This is a genomic window from Microbulbifer sp. TYP-18, assembly GCF_040932045.1.
Classification (GTDB): Bacteria; Pseudomonadota; Gammaproteobacteria; order Pseudomonadales; family Cellvibrionaceae; genus Microbulbifer.
Genome location: NZ_JBFRBC010000003.1, coordinates 257750 through 279474, shown reverse-complemented (window position 1 = coordinate 279474; position 21725 = coordinate 257750). Strand labels below are relative to the sequence as shown.

The window sequence follows — 21725 nt, the reverse complement described above, 5'->3', positions numbered from 1 at the left end:
GGTTATTTGTTCCAGCGCAATTGCACAACTGAAGCAAGTGTATTCTGAGGCCCTACTTGAGAGGCTCCGCCAATAATATAAAGAGTATCATCTATGACTACAGCACCATGACCGTGTCGAGCCTCATTTAACAAAGCCTCCTTACACCATTGGTCGCTTATGGGATCATAGACCCAAACGACGCTATATGCAGTGCCTGTTTTCCAATTACCATTGGGACCAAAAGCCTCACCGCCGATCGCAATTACTCTTCCATTAAGCGAAGACGCTGTAAGCCCAGCAACTGCTTCCGGTAAAGGTCGTATTTTTTCCCACTTATCAAGCCGGGGATCGTAGACCTCAGAATACGATAGATTCCTGGCTTTACGCCCATCGCTACTAACCTGACGGCCACCGACAACATAAATCCTGTTCTCGACTACAGCACCTGCGGCAGAGTTTCTGCGAATAGCGGTTGGTGCTGCCATTTCCCAATCGGTATTGTCGATTAATATATAGTGGCTTTTTGTGTCGGCATTTCTTGACAGGTCGCCAGGAGACTTTCCTCCAATGACATGGATATCTTCTGAAATACTAGCATATACACTCTCAGCCATTGGCTGCGGTAAATCTGGCGCTGATACCCAACTTTCTCCAGAAGAAAATCTATGCACCGTGCCTTTGGCTTGCCAAACACTACCTTTTTGCCCATAAAAGCCACCAATACCATACAGGTATTTAGAATTTGCAGCCATACCCAGATGATGCCTAACTTCCGGTAGAGCTGGACCGCTTCTCCAGGTTTTAGTTTTCGGAGAGAATATATAAGTGTATTTGGTTGGCGAGAGGCCATAGAAAATTGGTTTTGGTGATGGGGAAAAACCACCAGCCACATAGGCTTCCTCTTCAAATACCGCAGGATATATTTCCTGAATGGGAGAATCCAATCCAGTCAGACTGGTTAGGGATATTCTAGATTTCTTTCGCGCAGGATCTGCCATACCGACAATGCCGCCATAAAGCAGGGGGGCCAATCCAGCAAACTTGATAAAATTTCTTCTGGAAAAATTCACAATGCTATTCTCTGTCAGTCTATGTGGGCTAAGCACACGGAAACGCTCATTTATTATACAGCCAATCCTTGATTATATACATTGTAATGGAGCCTTCAATTCACTATCTCAAAGTTTAGCCATGTTTGTTACGAGTTAATTTATTTCGGCCCATTTTGTCAGCTCCCAGTGGTCACTGCAGGCTTGCCGAAGATCGTATTTTTTTAAGCCCACTTTAATCCTTTGGGTAACTTGGCTCCACTGTACTCTACATGAAGAATGCGCCGATGACTTGGATTAATCCCTTTACTTGAGGAATGAAGGATATATGGTCGCATAATTAATAAGTCACCGGATCGAGCGGAGCAGATATATTCTGGTGATTCTTTTACAATCTGGTCCTGCTCATCTCTCGAAAGAATACCCAATCTATGACTGCCCGGAATGACTTTTAAACACCCATTCTTCTCGTCCGTGTCGTCAAGATGGATTCGAAAGGTAATCATATCTTCCAGAATTTCTAAGCTTGGCTGAACATGATACACTCCATCCTTAACAGTCCACTGCCCCCATCCCGGAATTTCAGCCTTGCCGCTGACAGCGATTGTTTTGTCTTGATGCCAGGTTACAAGCCAATTCTTTTCTGGATTTTTGTCAAATAAAATAACCCGAACAACCTCAGGATCACTCGACAAATAAATAGAAGCCTTATCCCTAAGCACGCTTGAGGTTACGAGTTCATTTACAGAGAGGAGTTTTTTCTCCGCATTGCGAATTCCATGTTTAGGAAAATCAGGCTCTAAAGCTTCAATCTCATTGATGATATTTCGAACAGAAACATCATCCAGAAATTCTGGGTGAATCTCAAACCCATATTGTTTAACGCTCAAATCTACTCCAGACAGATTGAAGATCCTGCAATTCGTTCACTTTTCTATTTTTCGAGTTTAACTAGTTGATCGCCAATAGGAAGTTTACATGGACTGGACTCATAATATAGAGGAGAAACTATAATCGATTTGATCGAACCATTTTCATCCTTAGCAAGCTTTATATTTGGTGATTTTGAAAACCAACGCAAGTACTGAGATACAGACTGCGAGACCTTGTCGCAGTGACCTGTTTTTTTCGACACATAGACCCTGGAAATGAACTCTCCATCAGGCGTAAAAAGGGCAAAGTTATAGCCATGTGGTAATGAGCCTGCTTGCAAATCGGAAAAACCGGCAAAGTATTTTCCACCGTCTACAGGGACCAGTTTAGTAAAGGGCGTTGTTTCTGCGCGAAATATCTCACTACCGTTTTTCTTGTCAATGACTTTAAGTTCTGATTTCCTAATTGTCCAGGCTGTGACACTATGAGTATGAAGAACATACACATCATCATTTTCCGTCCAAATATTCATATTACTTGAACGTGGTTCATCCGCCCATAGATGAATAGACATGGACAGAAAAAACAATAAGATGATGCACTCTTTAATCATAGTATTGACCCCACAATGATTTAAGTGAACTCCATTAAGCTGCATACTGAATTTTCCTGTGCTCGAAGTACTTTGCAACCCGACCAGGTTTCTTTTGCAGCATTTTTATGTGCGAGACCACCTTCTTTTTCAGCGCTTGCTTGTCCCTGGCTGGCTTTCCACTATGTACGCCGGCCTTTAAGTCGCAATTCAAGTATTCGTCCGGATTCAATTCAGGAGAGTATGAGGGCAAGTAAAAAACCTCGATCTCACCTTCGTGCTTCTCCAGCCACGCTTTGAGCACCTTAGAATGATGCACTCTCAAGTTATCCAATATCAGATACACTTTCTTGCCAGCTGATTTGATCAACCTCTGACAAAAATCAATCAAAATATCAGTATTCATACTTCCCTCAAACACCTTGAAGCGCACCTTTCCTTGGTTGATTACCGTTGATATCATGTTTGTCGATGCTCGTTTAGCACTGAGCCTGACAACCGGTGTCTTCCCCCTGGGAGCATACCCTCTCTCATGGTGACTATCATTGCGAACTCCAGTCTCATCGCCCCAGTAAATCTCTGCCTTTTCAGCTTTTGCGTGAGACTTGATCTCGGGATAATCCTCATCCAGCCAACGCTTTACGGCCTTAAGATTTTGCTCATAAGCACGCTTCGCTGGCTTTTGTGGCGTGAATCCCCAGCGTTTCAAATACTCGCCGACAGTACGAATGGGCATTTTGATGCCAAACTTTTGCTCAATCAGTTCCATGACCGCTTTCCGCGTCCAAAGTACATAGGCCATCTTCATCTGATCTGGGCTTTTATCTGAAATTAGCCCCTGTAAACGCTTCTCTTGCTCAGCCGTTAAACGTCGGGCGCTCAACAAGAAACACACTACGCTTTCTGGCCCTCAAGGCTGACAGACGTTTCATCCACCCGCTCATAGTTTGCGGTGTGGTACCCACTATCTCTGCAACCTTTTTCTGGGACATTCCCTTCTTCCAGAGCTTGATAGCAAGTTTTCGTTTTTCCTCTTGAGCCGAGGGAGACAGTTTGCGGGAATCTTCATTATTCATATCCGCATTATACTTCATTTATTTGATTGCCGGGTTAATAAATATTTTTTCACTGCGTGAATGCCCACAGAACTGCCGTTATCATTAATACAGCAAATATCACACGCACAATTCTTGCTTGTTTCTGCCTGCGAAAAAGTGGGCGAATAATCCCCCCAAAAGAAAGCCACAAAGTGTCTACGAAAACAGCCACCAAAAAACAAGTTACTGCTGTAATGATGAATGCAACCGCAGCTGAAGAAAAAGGTAGTAAAAATTGTGAAAATAGCGCAAGAAAGGCTGCGTAAGCTTTTGGGTTCAGCAAATTAAGGATGAAACCTTCAATAAATTTAGGACGAGAGGCTTTTGTATGATTAGTGTTAGCTATGTGCGGCGCTAATGCAATTTTTGTCGCGATATAGCAAATGTATAAGCCCCCAATAATCTGTACCGCAAGACGAGCGCTAGGAAAAGCCGCAAAAAGGGCTGCTAAACCGAGACCTGCGCCGACAATAACTACACAAAGGCCAACTAGAACTCCACCCAGGAAGTTTAGACCACCTCTAATACCAAAAGTAGCGCCAACACCAGCTAGCCCAAGTGTTGCCGGTCCAGGTGAGCCAAGTAGGAGAGCAGTAGCAGATATTAAAGATAAAAGTGCTTCAGTCAAATTATTATTACCTTAATTATCAGCGACTGCCTAAAATTACTGTGGCGGAGTAAAAGTTTACCGCTTATCTTTTTATATTGCCAATTGGCTTACAAAGTCTAGTTGAATAACAACCTCCAATGACTATTATAACTTTTGAACCGAGCACTTTCAAAGCACTATAAAAATTAGCAACCACCCGCAGAGCGGGTGGTATGTAGTGGCACACTAAATTTGCTGTCCCAGGCCTTGGTCGCGGTATCCATGCGTACCTTGAGCTCGGCGCCATCAATACTCCAGCCGTTCTGCTGTTCGAGCACCGGCGCCTGCTGCCCATCCAGGTAGAGCAGTTCGATGGTGTCGTGCATGGCGGGACTGGCGGCCAGGTACCAACCGTTGTGGCCGCTCAGACGCGCATCGGATATCACTCTGGCGATACCCCGCACACTGTTGGGCACGGTGTTGTTCTCGCTGTTGGCACCGACTTCGAACTTGGATTCCAGGCTAGCCCTGGCCAGGCCCTCGTCGGTCACATCACAAATCAGAAACCCGAGCCGCAGGTTGAGTGTGGCATCGCCTACATATGCATTATTTAAGATTTTTCACTCTGGGCTTTCCAACTCCAAGCACACCAAATAATAAACAACAAAGTTGCTACCTCAACCATCACGAAAAATATATAGAATATTGTAGGATCTCCAACAAAAATCGAAGCTAAAACCCCTAAGGTATGTAATGTGGCTATAACCATATTAAACCAGCGATTTATACCATGCTTTAGCAAACGTGAAAGGACGATCATAATCATTGCTATTTCTAAAAAGATGGCCGCACCGAGTAGCATTCCGGGGGATATTAATAGAGCAATTAACTCAGCATCTTCTACTGTTGTCTCACCTATCAAATTTAGAATATCTGCATAAAGAATATTTAGAACATAAAAAACCCATAATGTGGATAAAATAACCTTTCTATCCTTTACACACTTTTCATTTTCCATTGCTTCATTCCTTGACTATAAAATTTATTGAAATGATTTTAACCCTACATAAACTCAAGCTTCATATGCTATAAATATGCAACAACTGGCACGCATTATTTATATAGAAGTCATCGTAATTTTCTTTATGCTGGCTTCAATATCCAAATTAAAAGCAAGTTCTGGAGAGCATATATCACCTAACCAGCTCATCAATCGGAGACTACAGAATTAACTTGTTTCTTTTCTCTCACAGAATTCCAGAAGGCTAACGTGCTTACTGAGCAGCTTTAGGCGCTTTAGTTCGTTCAATCATCTGATACGAAGCGAAGCAGGATATCCAACATATGAGGTATTGTACTCTATCGATCAAAGGCCGAGGTATCAAGGGAAAGCTTTAGCGCGACCACTTCTGATGCCCATACGATGCCTGTATTAATCGCGCTGTTGATTCCAGCTCACTCAACAATTGCTTGAATTGGTTGTTGTACCAATGAGCCTGCGTTTCGTTGGGAACGCTGCTTAACCAGGTTTGTTGAACACCAGAATTGACAATAACTCATGGTGAACCGTATGCCCGTCAAACATGCCTCACCATCCCTAACCAAATTGAGAAACTGGAATAAAGCTGTTATCAATCAGGCGGTTATATCAATCCAACTGACAACCTAGCAGGTTGTTGAAAAAGGCATCCTGCCTGTTTCAACACACGAAAAGTGAAAAATGTGATTTTCACTTTTCTCCCAAAATCAACGACTTAGGCGTCGCCGATTTTGCCGGAACATCCATATTCCGGTACCAGGCGTCGAAATTCTTCGAATTTCTACAGCCTGCTAGGAGTAGCCAGGAAATAGCCATATAGGTATTGTGAGAGTGATCAACTGACTGTAAGCGGTATCACTGCACTCAGTGGATCTAAAGGAAGTAAAGTTGCCAGGAATAGAACACCTGATTCAAAACTGAAGCCGATGTTGGTCCAGACAGCTGCCGGGCTAGCGGCTCAGTAGAATTGAGCGACAGACTGATTATTGCCCCCTCAAAAGCTCTGGGAGGCAGTTTAGAGCGCCATCCCCCGCCGCCCCTGCAACCCTCCGGAATGCAACAGTAAAACACGGGAGCCCGCAGCCACCTTGCCCTTACGGATTTCACTGTGCAGGGCGAAAGCCAGCTTTGCGGTATAGACTGGGTCCAGGGGAACCCCGGATTGATGTTCGAAGTTCAACATAAACTGACGCAAGTAATCCGGGAACTTGGCATAACCGCCGCATTCATACCCTTCACACAGGCTGGCGGACCCCGGGCCCTCTCCCAGTGCGGCCAGCCAGGTATCAATTTGTGAAAAAAATGAAGCTCCAGCCTTGAGTACCGGAACGCCGGTCACCTTGGCAGTATTCAAGCCCCACTGAACACCCGCGAGTGTTGTCGCCGTCCCACAAGCCAGCCAAACCTGGTCAAATTTCCCCGGTAAAGTTGCGGCAATTGTCTGTCCCAGAAATTTTGCCCCGCGGACACCTGCGAGATTAGCGCCGCCTTCCGGCACAAAGAGTGCATCCTGGTACCGGATATCGACAAGTTGCAGAAAATTCTCTTGTGCCCGCCTGCGATACAGGTCCCGCGATACAAACTTGAGTTCCATACCGAAGCGCTCCGCATCCCTGAGTGTCGCGCTCAGGTTCCTGGGGCGCTCCCCACGGATAATCCCCACAGTCTGGAAGCCGAACCGGCGACCGGCAGCGGCCACGGCGTGAATATGATTGGACCAGGCACCGCCGCAGGTGATTATTTTTTCAATACCCCGCTCCCGCGCGTCCATCAGATTGAACAGTAATTTGTACGCTTTATTACCTGAGATCAACGGATCCAGAAGGTCGTCACGTCGTATCCAGACTTCTATCCTGGGGAAAAGATCAGTCGCCAACAGCTGGTAGGGAACCGCCCCCGCCAACCCCCTCAGGGCATCCAGGTCAAGGCGATCCAGGTAGCGGATGGGCAGAGAGGTTTCCAATACAGCTATGCCGGTTCCGGAAGACAGCCACCCACCGCGAAGGCTTCCGCTTCATAGGGATGGGTTTTCACGGTATCGGCGCTTTTTACCAGAAAGGTGACACCTTCGGCAGAGGTTTCGGCGGTGACGTCCGCCTCCTGCGCCGGAGGCCGGTTGAGTAGTGAATCCGGGTCAAACAGGGCGATATTGATTCCCTCCGCCCCCATCAGTGGAGGCGCAGCCAGCCCCGACTGAATGGCGCGGGCCGATAATGTCTCAATACCGCCGACTCCCTCGCCCCGCAACTGAACCCCCAGTTGCTGGCAAAAACCATAGTTGGCCGGGTCCGCCAACGATGTCCAGCAATCCCGCCAGGCGGAGTCCTGCAGCCGGATTCCATTGGGGATTCGGTATTTGGCCGAAAAGATATTGTGGTAGCTGGTCAACGCATTGGGGGGCGGCTCCACCATATCGCTGTAAAAGCGGAGTCGGTAGAAAGCGGCTTCTGCCAGCACTGTGGGAACTGTTTTGCTGCCGTAAAAAATCCCGCTCTCCGCCACTGTTCCAAAGCGGGAGCCCCAGGGCAAGGGGGGATAGCGGAAAGGTGTCGCCAGTAGATAATGGAGGGATTCGCACCCGGGAAGTCTCGCCGGCTTACTCCACTCCAACAGGCTCTCCAACACCTCCTGCTTGTGGAGATTATCCACCAGGCTGCGGGTGGCCACCTCCTCCTGGGATTCGACAATCCGGTAAAGCTTGCCCAGCAGGCGCCGTGAAGTAGTTCGGATACGGTCGATGTGGGAAGGGTTCACACCTTGCCCCGCATGGCATCGAGGTAGGTCACGATACGCACCAGGCCATCTATTCGGGTCGCCAGCTCCCTGGGCACACCATTCAGGGCGCGGTTCTCGGTCTGGAACCAGTGGCGGGCGCCCTCTGCGCCCCCCATCAATACGAATGCGGAGCGGTAGGCCCGGACCAGTAAAAGCCCCAGCTGCCCCGGGGCACTATAGGGGTCCAGCTCACTCTTGCGCCGCAGGGTGCGATCATCCAAATGAACAATCTCCCCCAGCTCCCGCTTGCGCAATCCCAGCTGGGCACCCGTATTCATCAGCGCTTCCAGGAGCACCACCCCATCACTCGGCTCAACCTGATTGGAACATGGCGCAGTCATTTTACCTCCAGGAGTTGCCTATATGTCCGAATATACACTCTTATCGGACATCATGCAAAGGCTCTATCGGGCCAAAGTCAGGCTAAATCGCCAGCTCCCCTGAGGCCGGCTCCCAACCCCGCTACCGCAGACCCAACCGGGGTGGAAAATCGAGCGGGCACGAAAAAGGCCCACACTTTCGTGTGAGCCTCGCGTATATGGCGGACCGGACGGGACTCGAACCCGCGACCTCCGGCGTGACAGGCCGGCATTCTAACCAACTGAACTACCGGTCCGCAGTGAACGCCTCTCCCTATGGAGAGCTGGTGGGTGGTACAGGGGTCGAACCTGTGACCTACGGCTTGTAAGGCCGTCGCTCTCCCAACTGAGCTAACCACCCCTCAGAGCACCGGGGGCCTGGCTCCCGGGCGACGCGCATAATACCGGATTGAAGGGACCTGTCAACAATAACCCAATAGACGCCAACCCCCGTTTTGCCCGGCACCACTGCACCAAATCAGTCGCCCTCCCCGCCCAGGGATACGGACACCGGGACCTCCACCGGCGGTTGCGGCTGCTCCGCCAGCTGATCCAGCGGCACCCGGTAGTCCGGTTCCACCAACTGGCCGGCTATACGCACCGGGCCCGGCGATGGAATCAAATCCTCAGCCGGCCGCGCCAAGTCCGGCCGGTTGTAATTGCATACACCGGTGGGGAAAATCCTCTGCATATCCTCGATACGCTCGCCAACCGCCTCCGTCAGCGCACCGTAGACCCCGTTGACCAGGGCCCGCGCAACCGACTGCCGCGCACACTTGAAAATATCATCGGAGATGGGCGCGCCAGCTACCTGGCGCGAAGTGCGATAGATGGGGAATGCCTGCATACAAGCCCCGGCAGGTTCCCGGTTCCAGTCTCCATTCCAGACACCGGCGCCCGCTGCAAGGATATTGCCGTCCCGGTCAAAGCACTGGTCGCGAGCCTCCTCCGGCCGGTTGGCGGCCACTCCCGCCCCGGGGTTGCGCATGATATTCTGCATCCACTGGTCGATGGTATCCAATGCCTCATCCAGGGGGGTGTATTTCTTGTGGCTCACCCATATCAACTGGTTGTCCGCATGTCCCCGGGCGGCGCGAATACGCTCGCGGCTGGTGAACGACGCCAGGCTGTGGTGCATGTCCAGCTCGCTATCCAGATAGTGGCGCAGATCAATGATCGGGATCTCCACGTCTCCCAGGAACACATGCCCAGAGCGATATATACCCTCTATGGCCTCAATACTGGCACGGCTCCGTTTGGCGGGATTGTCCAGCCCGCCGAGATTCATATTGTGCTCACTCCAGACCGACAACCTGGGGGGAACCAGGTCCCCGTTGAGAAACCAGAGCTTTTCATCGTCCTGATTCTCAGGCGCTTTCCAACCACCGATAGAAGCGTTCAGCTTGAGAAAAGTCTCCAGAGAAATCTGCCCGGCCACCAGCGCCTCCAGGCCGTACTGGACCCCCTCGTTATCCCAGACACTGTTGGCGAAACCACTCTCCCCCACGCCGTAAAACTGGCGCAGGTCCTCCCAGTGGGTCCAGTGGGTATCGGCCGCCACCTCATCCGCGTAATTCTTTATAAAGTGGGTAAAGCGGGGATTGTTGATCAGCGGCACCAGACCCCGCCAGCCCTGGGTGCACTCCGTCGCCCCTTTGACACCATCCCGGTAGCGCCCATCGAACAGCGCCGCCACCAGTTTCAGAACCCGAAAGCGGCTCTCCGTATCCGAGTTCGCCGCCAGCCCTTGAATAACCGAGCGCTCCGATGCCTCGCGCCAACGTGGATTGTCCGCGTCGATCACATCAAAGAAATACTCCAGCGGCTCACAGTCGAATACATAGATGATCTGGCTCACCATATCCGGATACGAATAAAGAGGAATGGCGGCGTCCAGCAGGTCCGAGGCATTTTGCGCCAGCAAATACTGCTGAATGGCACCGCCGGAGCCCCCCACACCCACCGTATACATGGGTTCACCATAGAGCGATTCGAACTGTTTCTTTAGTCGCCGCGCCGTGTCCTCCGCCAGCCAGATATTGTAGTGATTGCTGGTCTGGTTGGCTGTGGAGTAGACAACCCCATAGCCCCGCGCCAGCTGGTCCAGGCGTCGCGTCACCACGTCGCCCTTGCTGATATCCCCCTGGCGACGGCCAATGCCCACTCCGCCCCGGAACTGGTAGATCAAGCGCCTATTCCAATTAGTGGCGGTGGGCCGCTCGGGGGTTTCCCCCTCGCCACGCAAAACAGCAATCGCGTAGAAATAGCGGTTGATAGTGCCGGTTTCCACCCGCACCACAAAGTCGATCGTCTTGCCGTTGACTGTCACCTGGTCTATATCACCGCTGGCCTTTTCCAGGGGATGAAAACGGCCGTCGGTAATACTGCGGTAGAAATAATTGACCCGGGTGCCATGACTGCAGTCGCGGCTGTAACCAATGATCTGCTGGGTTTTTACCCCCCGATCATCCAGCGCGAAAACCGGAACACCTTCACCCTTTTGGTTGTCGACCAGTGGTTGCCGGCCGCTGATCTTGTTTTCCCCGCAGTAAAATGGATAGCTGGAAGGCCCGGCAAACAGTGTTTCCACCGGTCCCACCTCGCCGGTCAAAATCGGAAAGGGGAAATACTCCGGGGGCCTTTCCAGAACCCGCGGATGGGGACCGCTATAAGCCGGGTATGGCTGATGCAGCAGCGCACCATCGGGCACCCCCAACACCGGTGCCGGGGGAACGCCTGGGATTCTCGGGAGGTGTTTATAGCCGGACCAGCCACCAACTCCAACCAACACCACAACTACGAATACAACTGCATAGAGAACCCGCGCTCCCCTTCCCGACATAGCCGCCTCCAAACTGGCAAGATGCGATCCAGGTATAAATTGAGTATATGTGCGGATATTCAGACCGGACGCCAGATGGCGGCTAACTAGACATCAGTGCAGAATTGAGAGTCGCCCAGTCTTGGCGGGGTATGCTTGCCCAGCCGACACAGCGGCAAGCCAGCTCTTCAGAGGCGAGGGTGCCGAACCGCGGCCTGCTTCCGGCAAAAGGGATTTTTAGAGAAAGGGAATGGGGAGATGCCGGTTCCCCGGGAAGTTGGAACCGGCTTTGCGGCCGTCAGTCAATAATGCCGCCGGAGCGCAGATTTTCCAGCAGCAGCTCCACCTCTTCTTCCAGGCTCATCTGGTCCGTATGCAGGTGCAATTCCGGCGCCAGCGGTGCCTCGTAGGGATCATCCACACCGGTAAAGCCGCGGATCTCACCCGCGCGGGCCTTCTTGTAGAGACCTTTCGGATCGCGGGATTCCGCCTCCTCCAGGGAGCAGTCCACAAATACCTCCAGATACGGCAGGTCGCTCTCCAGGTGCATACGCCGCACCAGTTCGCGGTCTTCGCGATAGGGGCTGATAAAACTACTCAGCACCACCACACCACCGTCCGCAAACAGCCTCGAGATCTCCCCCACACGGCGAATATTCTCCTTGCGGTCCTCGGCGGAAAAGCCCAGGTTGGCATTGATCCCAAAGCGGATATTGTCGCCATCCAGGCGATAGCAGAGGACACCGCGGGCCATCAGAGCCTTTTCCAGCGCCACAGCCACGGTGCTCTTGCCGGAGCCAGAAAGGCCGGTAAACCAGAGGGTCGCACCCTTGTGACCCAATATTCCCGCGCGATCCTCGCGGGTCACTTTACCCTTGTGCCAATGGATATTGGTGGCCTTGCGCTCTACCGCTGATAATGTCACCGATGACTCCCAAACTGTGATTTATGCCCACAAGGCATACTAGTATAACCAGCTGCTATAAATAACCTGGAACAAACTTCCTGCAACAATTGGCGGACCCTATCCATGGATACCCCGATGGCCACTACCCCTTAGGTCAGGGCCGGGTTGCCAGGTCAGTCGCAGGGAACCAGGGGCGGCATTATCCGACATGAGGCACTGCCGGTAAAGGCCGGTGTTTATCACCCGCTGTCCTGGAGCCATAGTCGCAGATGCGGCTAACAGGTTGCTAGCAAAGGTTTTTTCAACGGCCTGCCAGATAGCCAATTGCCATCATTGGCCTGTTGGCAGGTTTCGGCAACCCTCCTCTGGGCCAGCCATTTTTAGGGCCAACTCGCGATCTCCAGCAGGATCGGGGGCTCTTCCTCTTGAAGATATACTCCGCGTCCCGCAGTTCCGGCCTTGCTATTAACCCGGCAATCCAATGGATAAGGAATCACCAATTGAATTCCGGAGTTAATAATCGTTTATTTATTAGCAGGCTGTTGAAATTCGCAGAATTTCGACAGCCTGGTACCGGAATATGGATGTTCCGGCAAAATCGACGACGCCTAAGTCGTTGATTTTGGGCGAAAAGTGAAAATCACATTTTTCGCTTTTCGTGTGTTGAAAAAGGCAGGATGCCTTTTTCAACAACCTGTTAGGGCCTTGGATCGAGTTGATAGATATAACATACACCAGCTGCAAGGGCCTCAGTATATACATCCACCTCTCTCTTTCCGCTTGCCCAGGAAGCCAGGGTGACGGATATAATTACCGAGTCTTCTTTTCTGATGCGCATCACAGTCGCTCCGGCACAATTATCTGGAACCCCAGTGTCCAGTCTAACCACCAAGCCGGTTTTGGTGCTTGCCAGATAGTCCATTGTACCCCTTAGGTAATGCTCAGTCGCGCCTACAGAAAAACTAGCAAAGGCCAAAAGAAAAGAAGCAAAATACTTACCAAAAGAATTGATCATTCCTTACTCTCTATTTTATTGCTTAATATTTAATTCCAGCAATAGCCCCAGCCTTTGAGCTAAAACAGCGCATTAAAGGCAGATCCCTGTCTGGAAATTAAGTTGCCCTGGATAATAACAGGGATTCCAATTAGAGCTGATTCGATGCTAATCCGTCAAGACTACCGCGGGAGGACTGATTTAAAAACAAAATCGATAATTCAGCCAGCCTTCAGCCTATTGCAGACCGGTTTTTCCTACCAAAATAGAGTGACCACAGGAATAGATAGAAAGTGCAAATAGAAAGAGGACGTCAATATCAATACCGCCGGCTAGTTCCGTAGACTCGGGACTTGCACCCGAGTTGAAACCAAGGATATAAATAAATCCATTGGCCAAAAAACTCAATAGCTTACCCAATTAATAAAAGAAGTTGTTCCGTTGATCCAGGCTATTTACTGCCATCCCATTTCACTTACCAGAAAAACACACTTTAAGAAGATAGAGCGAAATCTGCACTTTCTAGTATTTGTCTAAGTATACGTTAAAGGAAAGCGTTTGAATCAACTTTTTAGCGACACTCTCATCCGACACAATTATCATAGAGATAAGATAGGAGCGATTGTTTGATTTTAATCCACCAAAATCAACTAATCACTCCTTATAGAAACACAAGAATCAGAATTTTATTCCCACCCTAATTTTCTTGACCCCAGGTGGCTGCACCTAGCAACCCTCAGATTCAGCCAAATCAACTGCAACAGCTAATTTTAATCGATCAGCTTTACTTAGATTTTTTTGATACTCCGATAACGACATAACTTTAATGATTACTTTATCTCCCGAATCCAGCCGACCAACTTCAACTACTGAAATTAAGCTTGTATCGATCAAGAAAGTGTATATATCTTCCCCTTGTTCTGAAATCCAGCCAATAGTGTACGCAGTCTGTATATCAGGATATCGCTTGCACAGCGCACGTAAAATATCTCTCTTACTTTTATCCTCAAACAAAGATTCATGAGAACGAATCAATTCATCTCTGTATTCATTTTCAGCTCTACTCCCAATCAATTTCATCTTATGACCCCTGGAGTTGCTGTTGCTGAAAAACCAGCCCCAACACCTGTGCCTATATAAGCTTTTATACCTGTGTCCATTAAAAAACTCTTAAACAACCCACAAATCCATAACCATCATATACTTGTAAAGTTATAAACCCGTTTTCAGAAATGCACTCTTGGAGAGCATTTAGAGATTCTATCCCTTTGGTTTTAAATAAACCTTTAAGCCTGTGTAAACCGGATGGCCCCTTTCGTGCACTAAGCCTCTAGAGATACATAGAACATGCCTAGCCCAAGCAGAAAAAGGAATATTCTAACTGAATCATCAGCTCCTTTTTTAAACTTGGTATTGGAGAACCTGGGCAGGAATATATCTTTCCCAGAAAGAAATGGAACAATAAACCAAAACATACTCAGCACTAAAAATAGCACACCAACAACTGCACCTGTAGACAGGAGGCTATTAAATAGAAAACGATATATCAGGAAACAAAGTACTCCTGCTATCCATATCTTTATTTCACGCACGAAAAGCAATCCTGTTGAAGTGTAGCTTCAGTAGCCTTTGAAGTTATCAAACCTGAAGTGTCTAAAACGACATTGTCTTTGATATTAAAATTCTTAAGAAAGTGAGTTGCACCGGAACCTGCGGCTAATGATATCAGCCCTATCGCAGCATCACCGTAAGCTCCGTTGTACCCAGCAACTGAGGACTCGATAACGACATGAGAGTCAGCAGCAAGCCTAACAATCTTAAATGGCACTGTTGCAACATCTACAGTCAATTTGACGCCATTTACAAAGTCTGGGTTGTCTCTCATAAATTGAGCAGTTTCACCCAAAACTTCCACTTCACTCTTTACTCTCCAACCGTGAACCAATTTGTCCCATGTGCTAGGAGCTTGGCGTTTACCATTAACCCTTGGATATACGCCATATTTCATATAGTGCTCTCGCCCCTTTTGTGCATTCTTGCGCCGCTCACTCGCTAAAGCAGCAGCCATCGTTACCGAGTCATCGTTACTAGCAAGTAAAAAGGCATCCTCGCTAAATTCACTAACTCGTAGAACTGAACCAAAATCACCCTGGCCAACGTCGAAGTACCCTAACGTCTCCTCCGCTACAACAGCATCATAACCACCGCCATTATATATGGTGCCGGAACTGGCATAGGCCAGTGCCGAAATACCTTCCGAGTTGGCGGAGCGGAAGGCGCCGCTGGACGACCCCTCCGGCAGTGCTGCCCCTGCACCACCCGCAGGCGCCCAGAATCCCTGGCTGTCGGGGTTGGGATCGCCGCCATAAACACCAACGCCATTAGAACCGACACTCACACCGACACTGCGGTCCTTCCAAAACTCTTTCCAGTCTTTGCGGAAATCCCCCCAGCTGTAATAGCCTGTAGGGTCGGTCAATGTCAGGGGGTTGCCTTTGACATAGCTGTAGCGGTTGTAACCCTGAGTATCCATGGCGCCGTCGATCATGGGGTCGGCCTGCAAAAAGCGGCCCAACGCCGGATCGTAGACGCGCCCGTTCATATGGATAATGCCCAGGGCGTCCACCATCTCGTGGCCGGTAAAGCCGCGTGTGGTGGTGTCGGTCAGGGTATCGAGCAAACTGTAGTCTGTCGCCACCAGAGCACTGATGTCAATCTGCTGCCAGCTGCTGTCCCGCCGCTGTCCCCAGGGATCGAAAGACATCCCCTCGCCGCTGATGCTCGCACCACTGCCATCGAGCACCACATCGGTGGAACCGATATGGTCTTTGAGCAGGTAGCGCTTGTCCAGGTTTTGCTGCTCATTGGCGGCATTGGTGGTATAGGTAAATACGGCATCACCGGGCAGATAGCGCTTCCACTTAACCGTGCTTTCGCTGCTGCGCTTGATCAGCTCCACAGCGCCCAGGTACAGGGTGGTGATGACCTCCCCGCCGGCCCGCGTATCCACGCGCTTATAGCGCGCCCGGTCGGGGCCATAGTCAAAGGCAGTACTGTCACCGCTGGCGCTGCTGATCAGGGATGGCTTGTCAAAAGTCGTGTAGTTGAACAGGCGCCCAGTGCTGTCCGACGTGAGATTGCCGTTGTTGTCGGCGTAGACATAACTGCTGCTGCCAACCTGGGTCACCGCGTGGGGCTTGCTGGAGCCGTAGACGTAGGCCTGCCCATCCTTGTGGGTGACATTGCCGATACTGTCGTAGCGGTACTGGGTACTGGTAGCATCGGGGTTGCAGCCGGTGACACTGGTGGTATCGGGATTCACCTGCAGCAAGCGGTTGAGGTGGTCGTAGCAGAAGGACTCGCTTTGACCGCTCCGCTGGTTGTTCCGGCTGGTGAGATTGCCGAGGATATCCCAGCCGTAGGCCATCTGCTGCACAGTGGTGGTCGCATTGTCGGCCTTTTGCGACAGCAGGCGCCCGGTGGCCGGGTCGAAGTTGTGATCCACCCGCACAGCGCCGCTGACGACGTCATAGTCCGTCACCTGGCCGCGGCTGTTGGTGTCGATCACCCGGTACAACTCATTGCCACTGTTCAGGTCCACCACATAACTGAGGTGGCCGCTGTTGGTATAGTACTGGCGGGTACCACTGGTAATGGCGCTGCCGCCACTGGTCACCACACCATCCAGGGCATCGAATTGCTTGTAGGGCCGCCCCAGGCTGTCGTACTCCGTCTGGCGGATAAAGTCGCCATCCGCACCGCCGACACCCAGCACCGAGGACATGGAGCGCTGGCGCCCGGCGCTGTCGTAACTGTAGAGGGCGCAGTACTCGGCGGTGGCATCGTAGCATAGCTCGTCGTTCGCACTGCGCGAGTGGACCACCGAGGTCACCTGGCCCAGGGCATAGGGCACACTGGTGCCGCCGGCATCCTGGTCATCGTAGTACCAGCGGGTGTGGTAATCCACGGTCCCGACGGCGGTCCAGTCGGTACGGCGCAGCGGGCGGCCGTAACGGTCGTATTGGGTTTCGGTGCGCTGCTGCTTGCCGTCGGTCTGCTCTACCAGATCGTCAAAGCCATTGTAACGGTAACTCCAATTGCCCTTGTCGGGGTCGGACATGGATTCCTTGCGTCCGCGCCGGTCGTATCTGGTGGTGATGGTAATGCCCAGGTTCTCGCCCGCGCGGCCCTGGCTGATGACATGCTCCACTTGGCCGCTCGCCGTGTACTGGTATTCCACCGTGCCGCCTTTGTGGTCTACCACATAGACCGGCTCTCCCAGGACATTGGTCTTCTCCGTACGCGTCTGTCCCTTCTGGTTGGTGGTTACGGCCACAATGAGGTTGCTTTCCAGTACCGGTTCGGTATGGACGATGGTGCCAGAGTCTGGCAACAGCACCGAAGTGAGACGGGATTGAATATCGTAACTGTTCTGGGTCCAGTACTGCGGAAGGGAGCCTCTGTTGTAAGGTTCACTCTGGCGCTCCACGCGGCCCAGATCATCATACTCGGTCTGCACCTGAATCACGTCGCTGGTATCCAAACCCAACTGTTCTGTGCGCAGCACCTGGCCCAACAGGTCATAATAGCTGCTGGACTTTGCCCCGGTTTCGCTGGTGACTTCGGTGTAGTAGGCCGCCCCGGTTACACCGCAGCCACTGCAGTTGCGGTACTCGGTTTTTACCCAGGGGCCATCGCCCGGATCCCGATAAGTCTCCCGACCGAGAACATCGTATTCGAAGTTGGTGGTCACATAGGCGCTGCCGGAAACATTGGTGTAGCGGCGCACCTCCGTGGGCAGACCCATCACATTACGGGCTATCACTTCCGTCAGCTTGCGGCCGTCCGCATCGCGCACAATATCGATATAGCGCTTTAACGCGTCATATTCAGAACTGGAGCCGCGGCTTGGCTCGTTCGCGGCGGTTTTGGTGGTACTCAGCCGGTTGCCGAAATCGTCGTAGCCATAGCTGGTGGTGAGCCTGAGATCGTCGGCATCCGCACCGGTGTAATCCGGCTCAATGATTTCATTTTGCAACAGGCCCTGCTTGCTGCCGCTGGTAAAATAATCAAAGCGGACAACTCGCTGCACCGACTCGTTACCGCGGGTAGAAGTCACAGAAGTTCTGGCAACCCGCCCCTGTTCGCGAAACCACGCCGGCGCACTGTAACAGCTAAAACAGTTGTCCTGGGTTACTGTGGACACCAGGACATTGGCCGCATTGCGGATTTCCGTGGTGGACAGTTCCAGGTTGCCGTAATCATCGTAATCGTTGTTTACACTTAGCTTTTTATACAAAGCGCCGGCGCTGGCACCGTTATTTTTCAGCAGATAATAATCTGTGGTCGAAGTCTCAACATAGGGCCAGTACACTCCCCCACTGGACTTTGATGCCAGAGTGTTCGTCTGCCGGGACAACAATTTGCTTTCGCGGCTGTACTGCTCCACCGTCAAAGGCATAAAGGAATAGGGAAACTCCTGCTTGAAGGTGCTGACCGTCTTCCCTACTCGGGCATCCGTGGTGGTGACCTTGGCAAACCCCAGGGAACCCCGGCCTCCACCCTGGAATTTGAGCCCTTCATACTGATAAGTCAGCGCCTCCAGATTTGTGGCACTGGCCGCTGTAGGCATGCTGAACTCATACTTGGACACCACGTAAGAGGAGCCGGTGATGTCGAATACCGGCGTTCCCCAGTCGACACTACCGGCGTTGCTCCCCTTGGTATAGACACTGCTATCGGTCAGGGGTTTGTAGGTGAACGTCGCCTGCTCCCCGTAGGCACCAGTCACTTTGCTAATTACATTATTTGGTGTAGAGGATTCCCGTGAAGCATAGATTTGTGCATGGGGATTCTGCTGACCGCCATCGTAAACATAAATATATTCCCGGTAGCCGTCTCCATTGATATCGGCAAACACGGGATGAATAAAGTCCTCCGTACTCGATGGAACACCAGCATCGATAGCCTCCGAATCAAAGCCGGAGCCGTTCCAGAGTTTTACCTTTAGAGTGCTACTGCCGGGCCAAATAAAATCCAGATAACCGTCGTGGTTATAGTCCACCAGCTCGGCCCGGCTACTCTTCTCTCCAAGACTGGTGTAAGACGAAACAATGCCATCGACCGAAAGAGCGTAGGACCAATTGTTCTCATCGTCCTTGCGTACCCGGTCGGTGAGGCCATCCCGGTTCAGATCCGCGGGAATCCACTGGTATTGCCCTACCCCATCACCGAGATCCACTCCCGAACTGCTCAACCTCGAACTGCTGGAATCACTTTTGCCCCAAAAATACTTCCGGATTCCATTGGAGCACTGCTCTTTTACCGGATAGAGAAATTCCGTGCGCCCATCACCGTCCTCGTCAAGCACTCGCATTGCATGCAGATCGAGAATCTCATAGGTTGCATCACCACTACCACACGAACTGAACAACCCATTGAACTCCAGTGTCCGGTCGGGAGTTGATGGAAATTTAAAGCCGCCACTCGGGTTAGGTTCAGCATAATAGATGCTCATGCCCTGGGAATCTTCATGCCGCATCACCAGATCGGCCCAGCCATCACCGGTTACATCTGTTAGGACGGTCTGGTTGCCGGCGGAAGAGGGTATTCCGGTACCAATCGAAGTACCGGAAAAGTGATTGGTACTGGTGTTAAAAAGCCTTACAACCCAGCCGTAGTCCTCAGTACGGTGCAGCAGATCCAGCTTCCCATCGCCATTGTAGTCGACCAAATGCCAATCGTTGCGGGCGGCAGAATAAGAGCGAACCGTATAATTGGTGGCAGATCGCACCCACTTCTGACCGTCGGAGAAAGCTATCTGGAAGTATCTTCTTCCTTCATCATCTTTATAATACCAGAGATAATCATCCTTGCCATCGCCATTGACATCGGCGACGCTGTCCGGCTGAAAGCGGGAATTATTAGTGTGGTGGAACTCCACATATTTACTCGTGTCAACCACGGAACTAAAGCCGGGATTATCCGCGATTTCCCATTCAAAGCTCAAAGCCGGCAGGCAGGAACTGCCCACACATTCCTGCAAACTGGCAACGCGGCTTACCAGCACACTGCCATCGTCAGGCTGCTTCAGGTAGTTGACACTATAGCTGCGATATTCGCTGTCCAGGCTGGTGATATCGATTCGCTTCAGCCGCCGCTTTAAATCCATCTCGCCGGGAACCAGATTACCCGCCAGTGCATCCGGCCTCGATTCATAGACGAAGTCAACCATCGCATTGGGCGTGGTGCCACTCCCATAGGCATACTCGATCTTGTCGATACGCAGGCCGTTGCTGTCATCCAGATAGGAATAGACAATCTTGTTGTTTCCACTGCTGTCTTTCAACTGGGTAAGCACATAGGTATCCGGTCCCATCTGCGTATAGGTGGCCTGTTTGCCGTCCTTGGAGGACACAGTGAAGCCCGTATCACCGCTGGAATCGTTCACCAAAGTGTATTCACGAAAAGTATTGATCTCCGTGCGATAAGTGGAGTTCAGCGCCCCATAGGTGCCGGAGACTGCTACCAACCGCTGTCCATCCACGCAAAAGCGGTCCTTATCGTCACTATTCACACTGCCACTGCCATCATGTACATAGGTGCGGTAACAGTTCTGGATAACCGACAGACCGGGCATCGTCCAGCCAAAGCCCATAAGACCATTGCCAGCCTGGCTCGAATAGTTCAATGCCAGTTCCGGTGCCAGCCCACCCGACCCCTCCGGCAACTGCAGGGGCACACTGATACTGGCAGCACCGCCGGCAGTCACGCTCGAAATAGTTTCTGTTTTTCCGGTTAGATTGGCGTGCTGTGTTTCTGGAACAGTCAAATCCAGGGGATTTTGCGGTACTCCCCCTGTGGACAGATAGGCCTTGTCTGCAATATAGGCATTGCCTGATCCAAATACGAGATCATCAGCCCCATCCCCATTGACATCTCTTATAGAGAACGAGCTACCTTGCGCTACCAGCTCGGATACATCGGAGGAAACATCCACCAAATGCGTTATGCCGCTAGGCACTGACAGCTGATCTACTGCGTAGACGATATAAGGGTATTCAGTTGGCCCTCCATACTCCGCCAGACTCTGCCCTCTAAGAAGGAAATCAACTTTACCATCTCCATCAAAATCCCCGGTAAAGTAGTCGACGCCCTCGGTAAGCTGGGTCATCCCAAGAAGATCGTAATCTGTCAGGGACCATTCCTGTGGAGGATCATGTTTCCAAGGTGGGGCTAGGCCGGTGATCACACCGTTAATAATAAAAGTGGGGTTCGCGGGCAAGGTTATAGGCGTGACAATATCACCGTGAAGAAGGAGCAGCCGCTCTCTACTGTAAAAGTAGTACTCATGAACACCGTCTCCATTAAGATCACCGGCAAACACTGAGTAACCATAAGACCCAAGGTCGTAATCTATACCCTCGACCTCAACGGTTGGAGATTCTGCCCCATCTCCACAGGCGCTACTCTCGGTATAATCGCTATCCTTGCAAGCATCGACCTCAAATTGATAAGTGCCCACATTCATGACTTGTACGGAATATGACTTGGGAGAGGCATCGGGAACTGTAGCTAAACTCGTCCATCCCCCACTGCCTATTTTTTGCCAAACATTATAGTCATCTGCATTAGGCACATCCTCCCAG

The 21725-nt window shown here is 51.2% G+C and carries 15 protein-coding genes, 2 tRNA genes and 1 pseudogene; all 18 read right to left on the bottom strand.

Translation table 11 applies throughout. The annotated features are described in order from the left end of the window. Positions 1-2 precede the first annotated feature (2 nt). The 18 genes and pseudogenes from ABVT36_RS05575 to ABVT36_RS05490 all read right to left on the bottom strand — a co-directional run bounded on the left by ABVT36_RS05575 (position 3) and on the right by ABVT36_RS05490 (position 21250). Positions 3-1052 (bottom strand): Kelch repeat-containing protein, encoded by a 1050-nt coding sequence (locus tag ABVT36_RS05575; RefSeq protein ID WP_368455654.1) that lies wholly within the window; start codon positions 1050-1052, stop codon positions 3-5. A 203-nt stretch (positions 1053-1255) separates the two neighbouring features. Beyond that, positions 1256-1921 (bottom strand): phytanoyl-CoA dioxygenase family protein, encoded by a 666-nt coding sequence (locus ABVT36_RS05570; protein ID WP_368455653.1) that lies wholly within the window; start codon positions 1919-1921, stop codon positions 1256-1258. Positions 1922-1965: 44 nt separating this feature from the next. After that, positions 1966-2562 carry a hypothetical protein gene (locus ABVT36_RS05565; RefSeq protein WP_368455652.1) on the bottom strand — a complete coding sequence of 199 codons (597 nt, stop codon included), beginning with the start codon at positions 2560-2562 and terminating at the stop codon, positions 1966-1968. After that, positions 2552-3572, bottom strand: a pseudogene (locus tag ABVT36_RS05560) (IS630 family transposase). The gene ABVT36_RS05565 and the pseudogene ABVT36_RS05560 overlap by 11 nt, the downstream one beginning before the upstream one ends. Before the next feature lie 49 nt (positions 3573-3621). Further along, positions 3622-4221, bottom strand: coding sequence for a LysE family translocator (locus tag ABVT36_RS05555; RefSeq protein ID WP_368455651.1), 600 nt, complete (start codon positions 4219-4221; stop codon positions 3622-3624). A 167-nt stretch (positions 4222-4388) separates the two neighbouring features. Further along, a complete protein-coding gene (locus ABVT36_RS05550; RefSeq protein ID WP_368455650.1) occupies positions 4389-4733 on the bottom strand; it encodes a hypothetical protein in 345 nt (114 codons plus the stop codon). Positions 4734-4792: 59 nt separating this feature from the next. Continuing rightward, positions 4793-5200: a DUF6326 family protein gene (locus tag ABVT36_RS05545; protein ID WP_368455648.1), complete on the bottom strand. Its 408-nt coding sequence runs from the start codon at positions 5198-5200 to the stop codon at positions 4793-4795. Between the two features lie 1036 nt (positions 5201-6236). Then, positions 6237-7184 carry a 1-aminocyclopropane-1-carboxylate deaminase/D-cysteine desulfhydrase gene (locus ABVT36_RS05540; protein WP_368455647.1) on the bottom strand — a complete coding sequence of 316 codons (948 nt, stop codon included), beginning with the start codon at positions 7182-7184 and terminating at the stop codon, positions 6237-6239. Positions 7185-7189: 5 nt separating this feature from the next. Further along, a complete protein-coding gene (locus ABVT36_RS05535) occupies positions 7190-7975 on the bottom strand; it encodes an RES family NAD+ phosphorylase (RefSeq protein ID WP_368455646.1) in 786 nt (261 codons plus the stop codon). Beyond that, positions 7972-8337: an antitoxin Xre/MbcA/ParS toxin-binding domain-containing protein gene (locus tag ABVT36_RS05530; RefSeq protein WP_367150824.1), complete on the bottom strand. Its 366-nt coding sequence runs from the start codon at positions 8335-8337 to the stop codon at positions 7972-7974. Before ABVT36_RS05530 ends, ABVT36_RS05535 begins: the two co-directional genes overlap by 4 nt. Positions 8338-8535: 198 nt before the next feature. Beyond that, positions 8536-8612: transfer RNA gene (locus tag ABVT36_RS05525), tRNA-Asp, on the bottom strand. A 28-nt stretch (positions 8613-8640) separates the two neighbouring features. Continuing rightward, positions 8641-8716, bottom strand: a tRNA-Val gene (locus tag ABVT36_RS05520). A 117-nt stretch (positions 8717-8833) separates the two neighbouring features. Beyond that, positions 8834-11197 carry a DUF6351 family protein gene (locus ABVT36_RS05515; protein ID WP_368455645.1) on the bottom strand — a complete coding sequence of 788 codons (2364 nt, stop codon included), beginning with the start codon at positions 11195-11197 and terminating at the stop codon, positions 8834-8836. Positions 11198-11474: 277 nt separating this feature from the next. Next, positions 11475-12101, bottom strand: coding sequence for an adenylyl-sulfate kinase (cysC, locus tag ABVT36_RS05510; protein ID WP_367150828.1), 627 nt, complete (start codon positions 12099-12101; stop codon positions 11475-11477). Between the two features lie 679 nt (positions 12102-12780). Then, a complete protein-coding gene (locus tag ABVT36_RS05505; protein WP_368455643.1) occupies positions 12781-13098 on the bottom strand; it encodes a hypothetical protein in 318 nt (105 codons plus the stop codon). Between the two features lie 705 nt (positions 13099-13803). Then, on the bottom strand, positions 13804-14157 hold the full coding sequence (locus ABVT36_RS05500; protein WP_368455642.1) for a hypothetical protein: 354 nt from the start codon (positions 14155-14157) through the stop codon (positions 13804-13806). Between the two features lie 242 nt (positions 14158-14399). Further along, positions 14400-14669: a hypothetical protein gene (locus tag ABVT36_RS05495; protein WP_368455641.1), complete on the bottom strand. Its 270-nt coding sequence runs from the start codon at positions 14667-14669 to the stop codon at positions 14400-14402. Then, positions 14657-21250, bottom strand: coding sequence for an FG-GAP-like repeat-containing protein (locus tag ABVT36_RS05490; RefSeq protein ID WP_368455640.1), 6594 nt, complete (start codon positions 21248-21250; stop codon positions 14657-14659). The genes ABVT36_RS05495 and ABVT36_RS05490 overlap by 13 nt, the downstream gene beginning before the upstream one ends. Between the last annotated feature and the right edge of the window lie 475 nt (positions 21251-21725).

Coding starts and splice junctions, on each gene's coding strand:
- ABVT36_RS05565 (WP_368455652.1), bottom strand. CDS start 2,562: ATGCAGCTTAATGGAGTTCACTTAAATCATTGTGGGGTCAATACTATG.
- ABVT36_RS05545 (WP_368455648.1), bottom strand. CDS start 5,200: ATGGAAAATGAAAAGTGTGTAAAGGATAGAAAGGTTATTTTATCCACA.
- ABVT36_RS05530 (WP_367150824.1), bottom strand. CDS start 8,337: ATGACTGCGCCATGTTCCAATCAGGTTGAGCCGAGTGATGGGGTGGTG.
- ABVT36_RS05515 (WP_368455645.1), bottom strand. CDS start 11,197: ATGTCGGGAAGGGGAGCGCGGGTTCTCTATGCAGTTGTATTCGTAGTT.
- ABVT36_RS05505 (WP_368455643.1), bottom strand. CDS start 13,098: ATGATCAATTCTTTTGGTAAGTATTTTGCTTCTTTTCTTTTGGCCTTT.
- ABVT36_RS05500 (WP_368455642.1), bottom strand. CDS start 14,157: ATGAAATTGATTGGGAGTAGAGCTGAAAATGAATACAGAGATGAATTG.
- ABVT36_RS05490 (WP_368455640.1), bottom strand. CDS start 21,250: ATGACCCAGCTTACCGAGGGCGTCGACTACTTTACCGGGGATTTTGAT.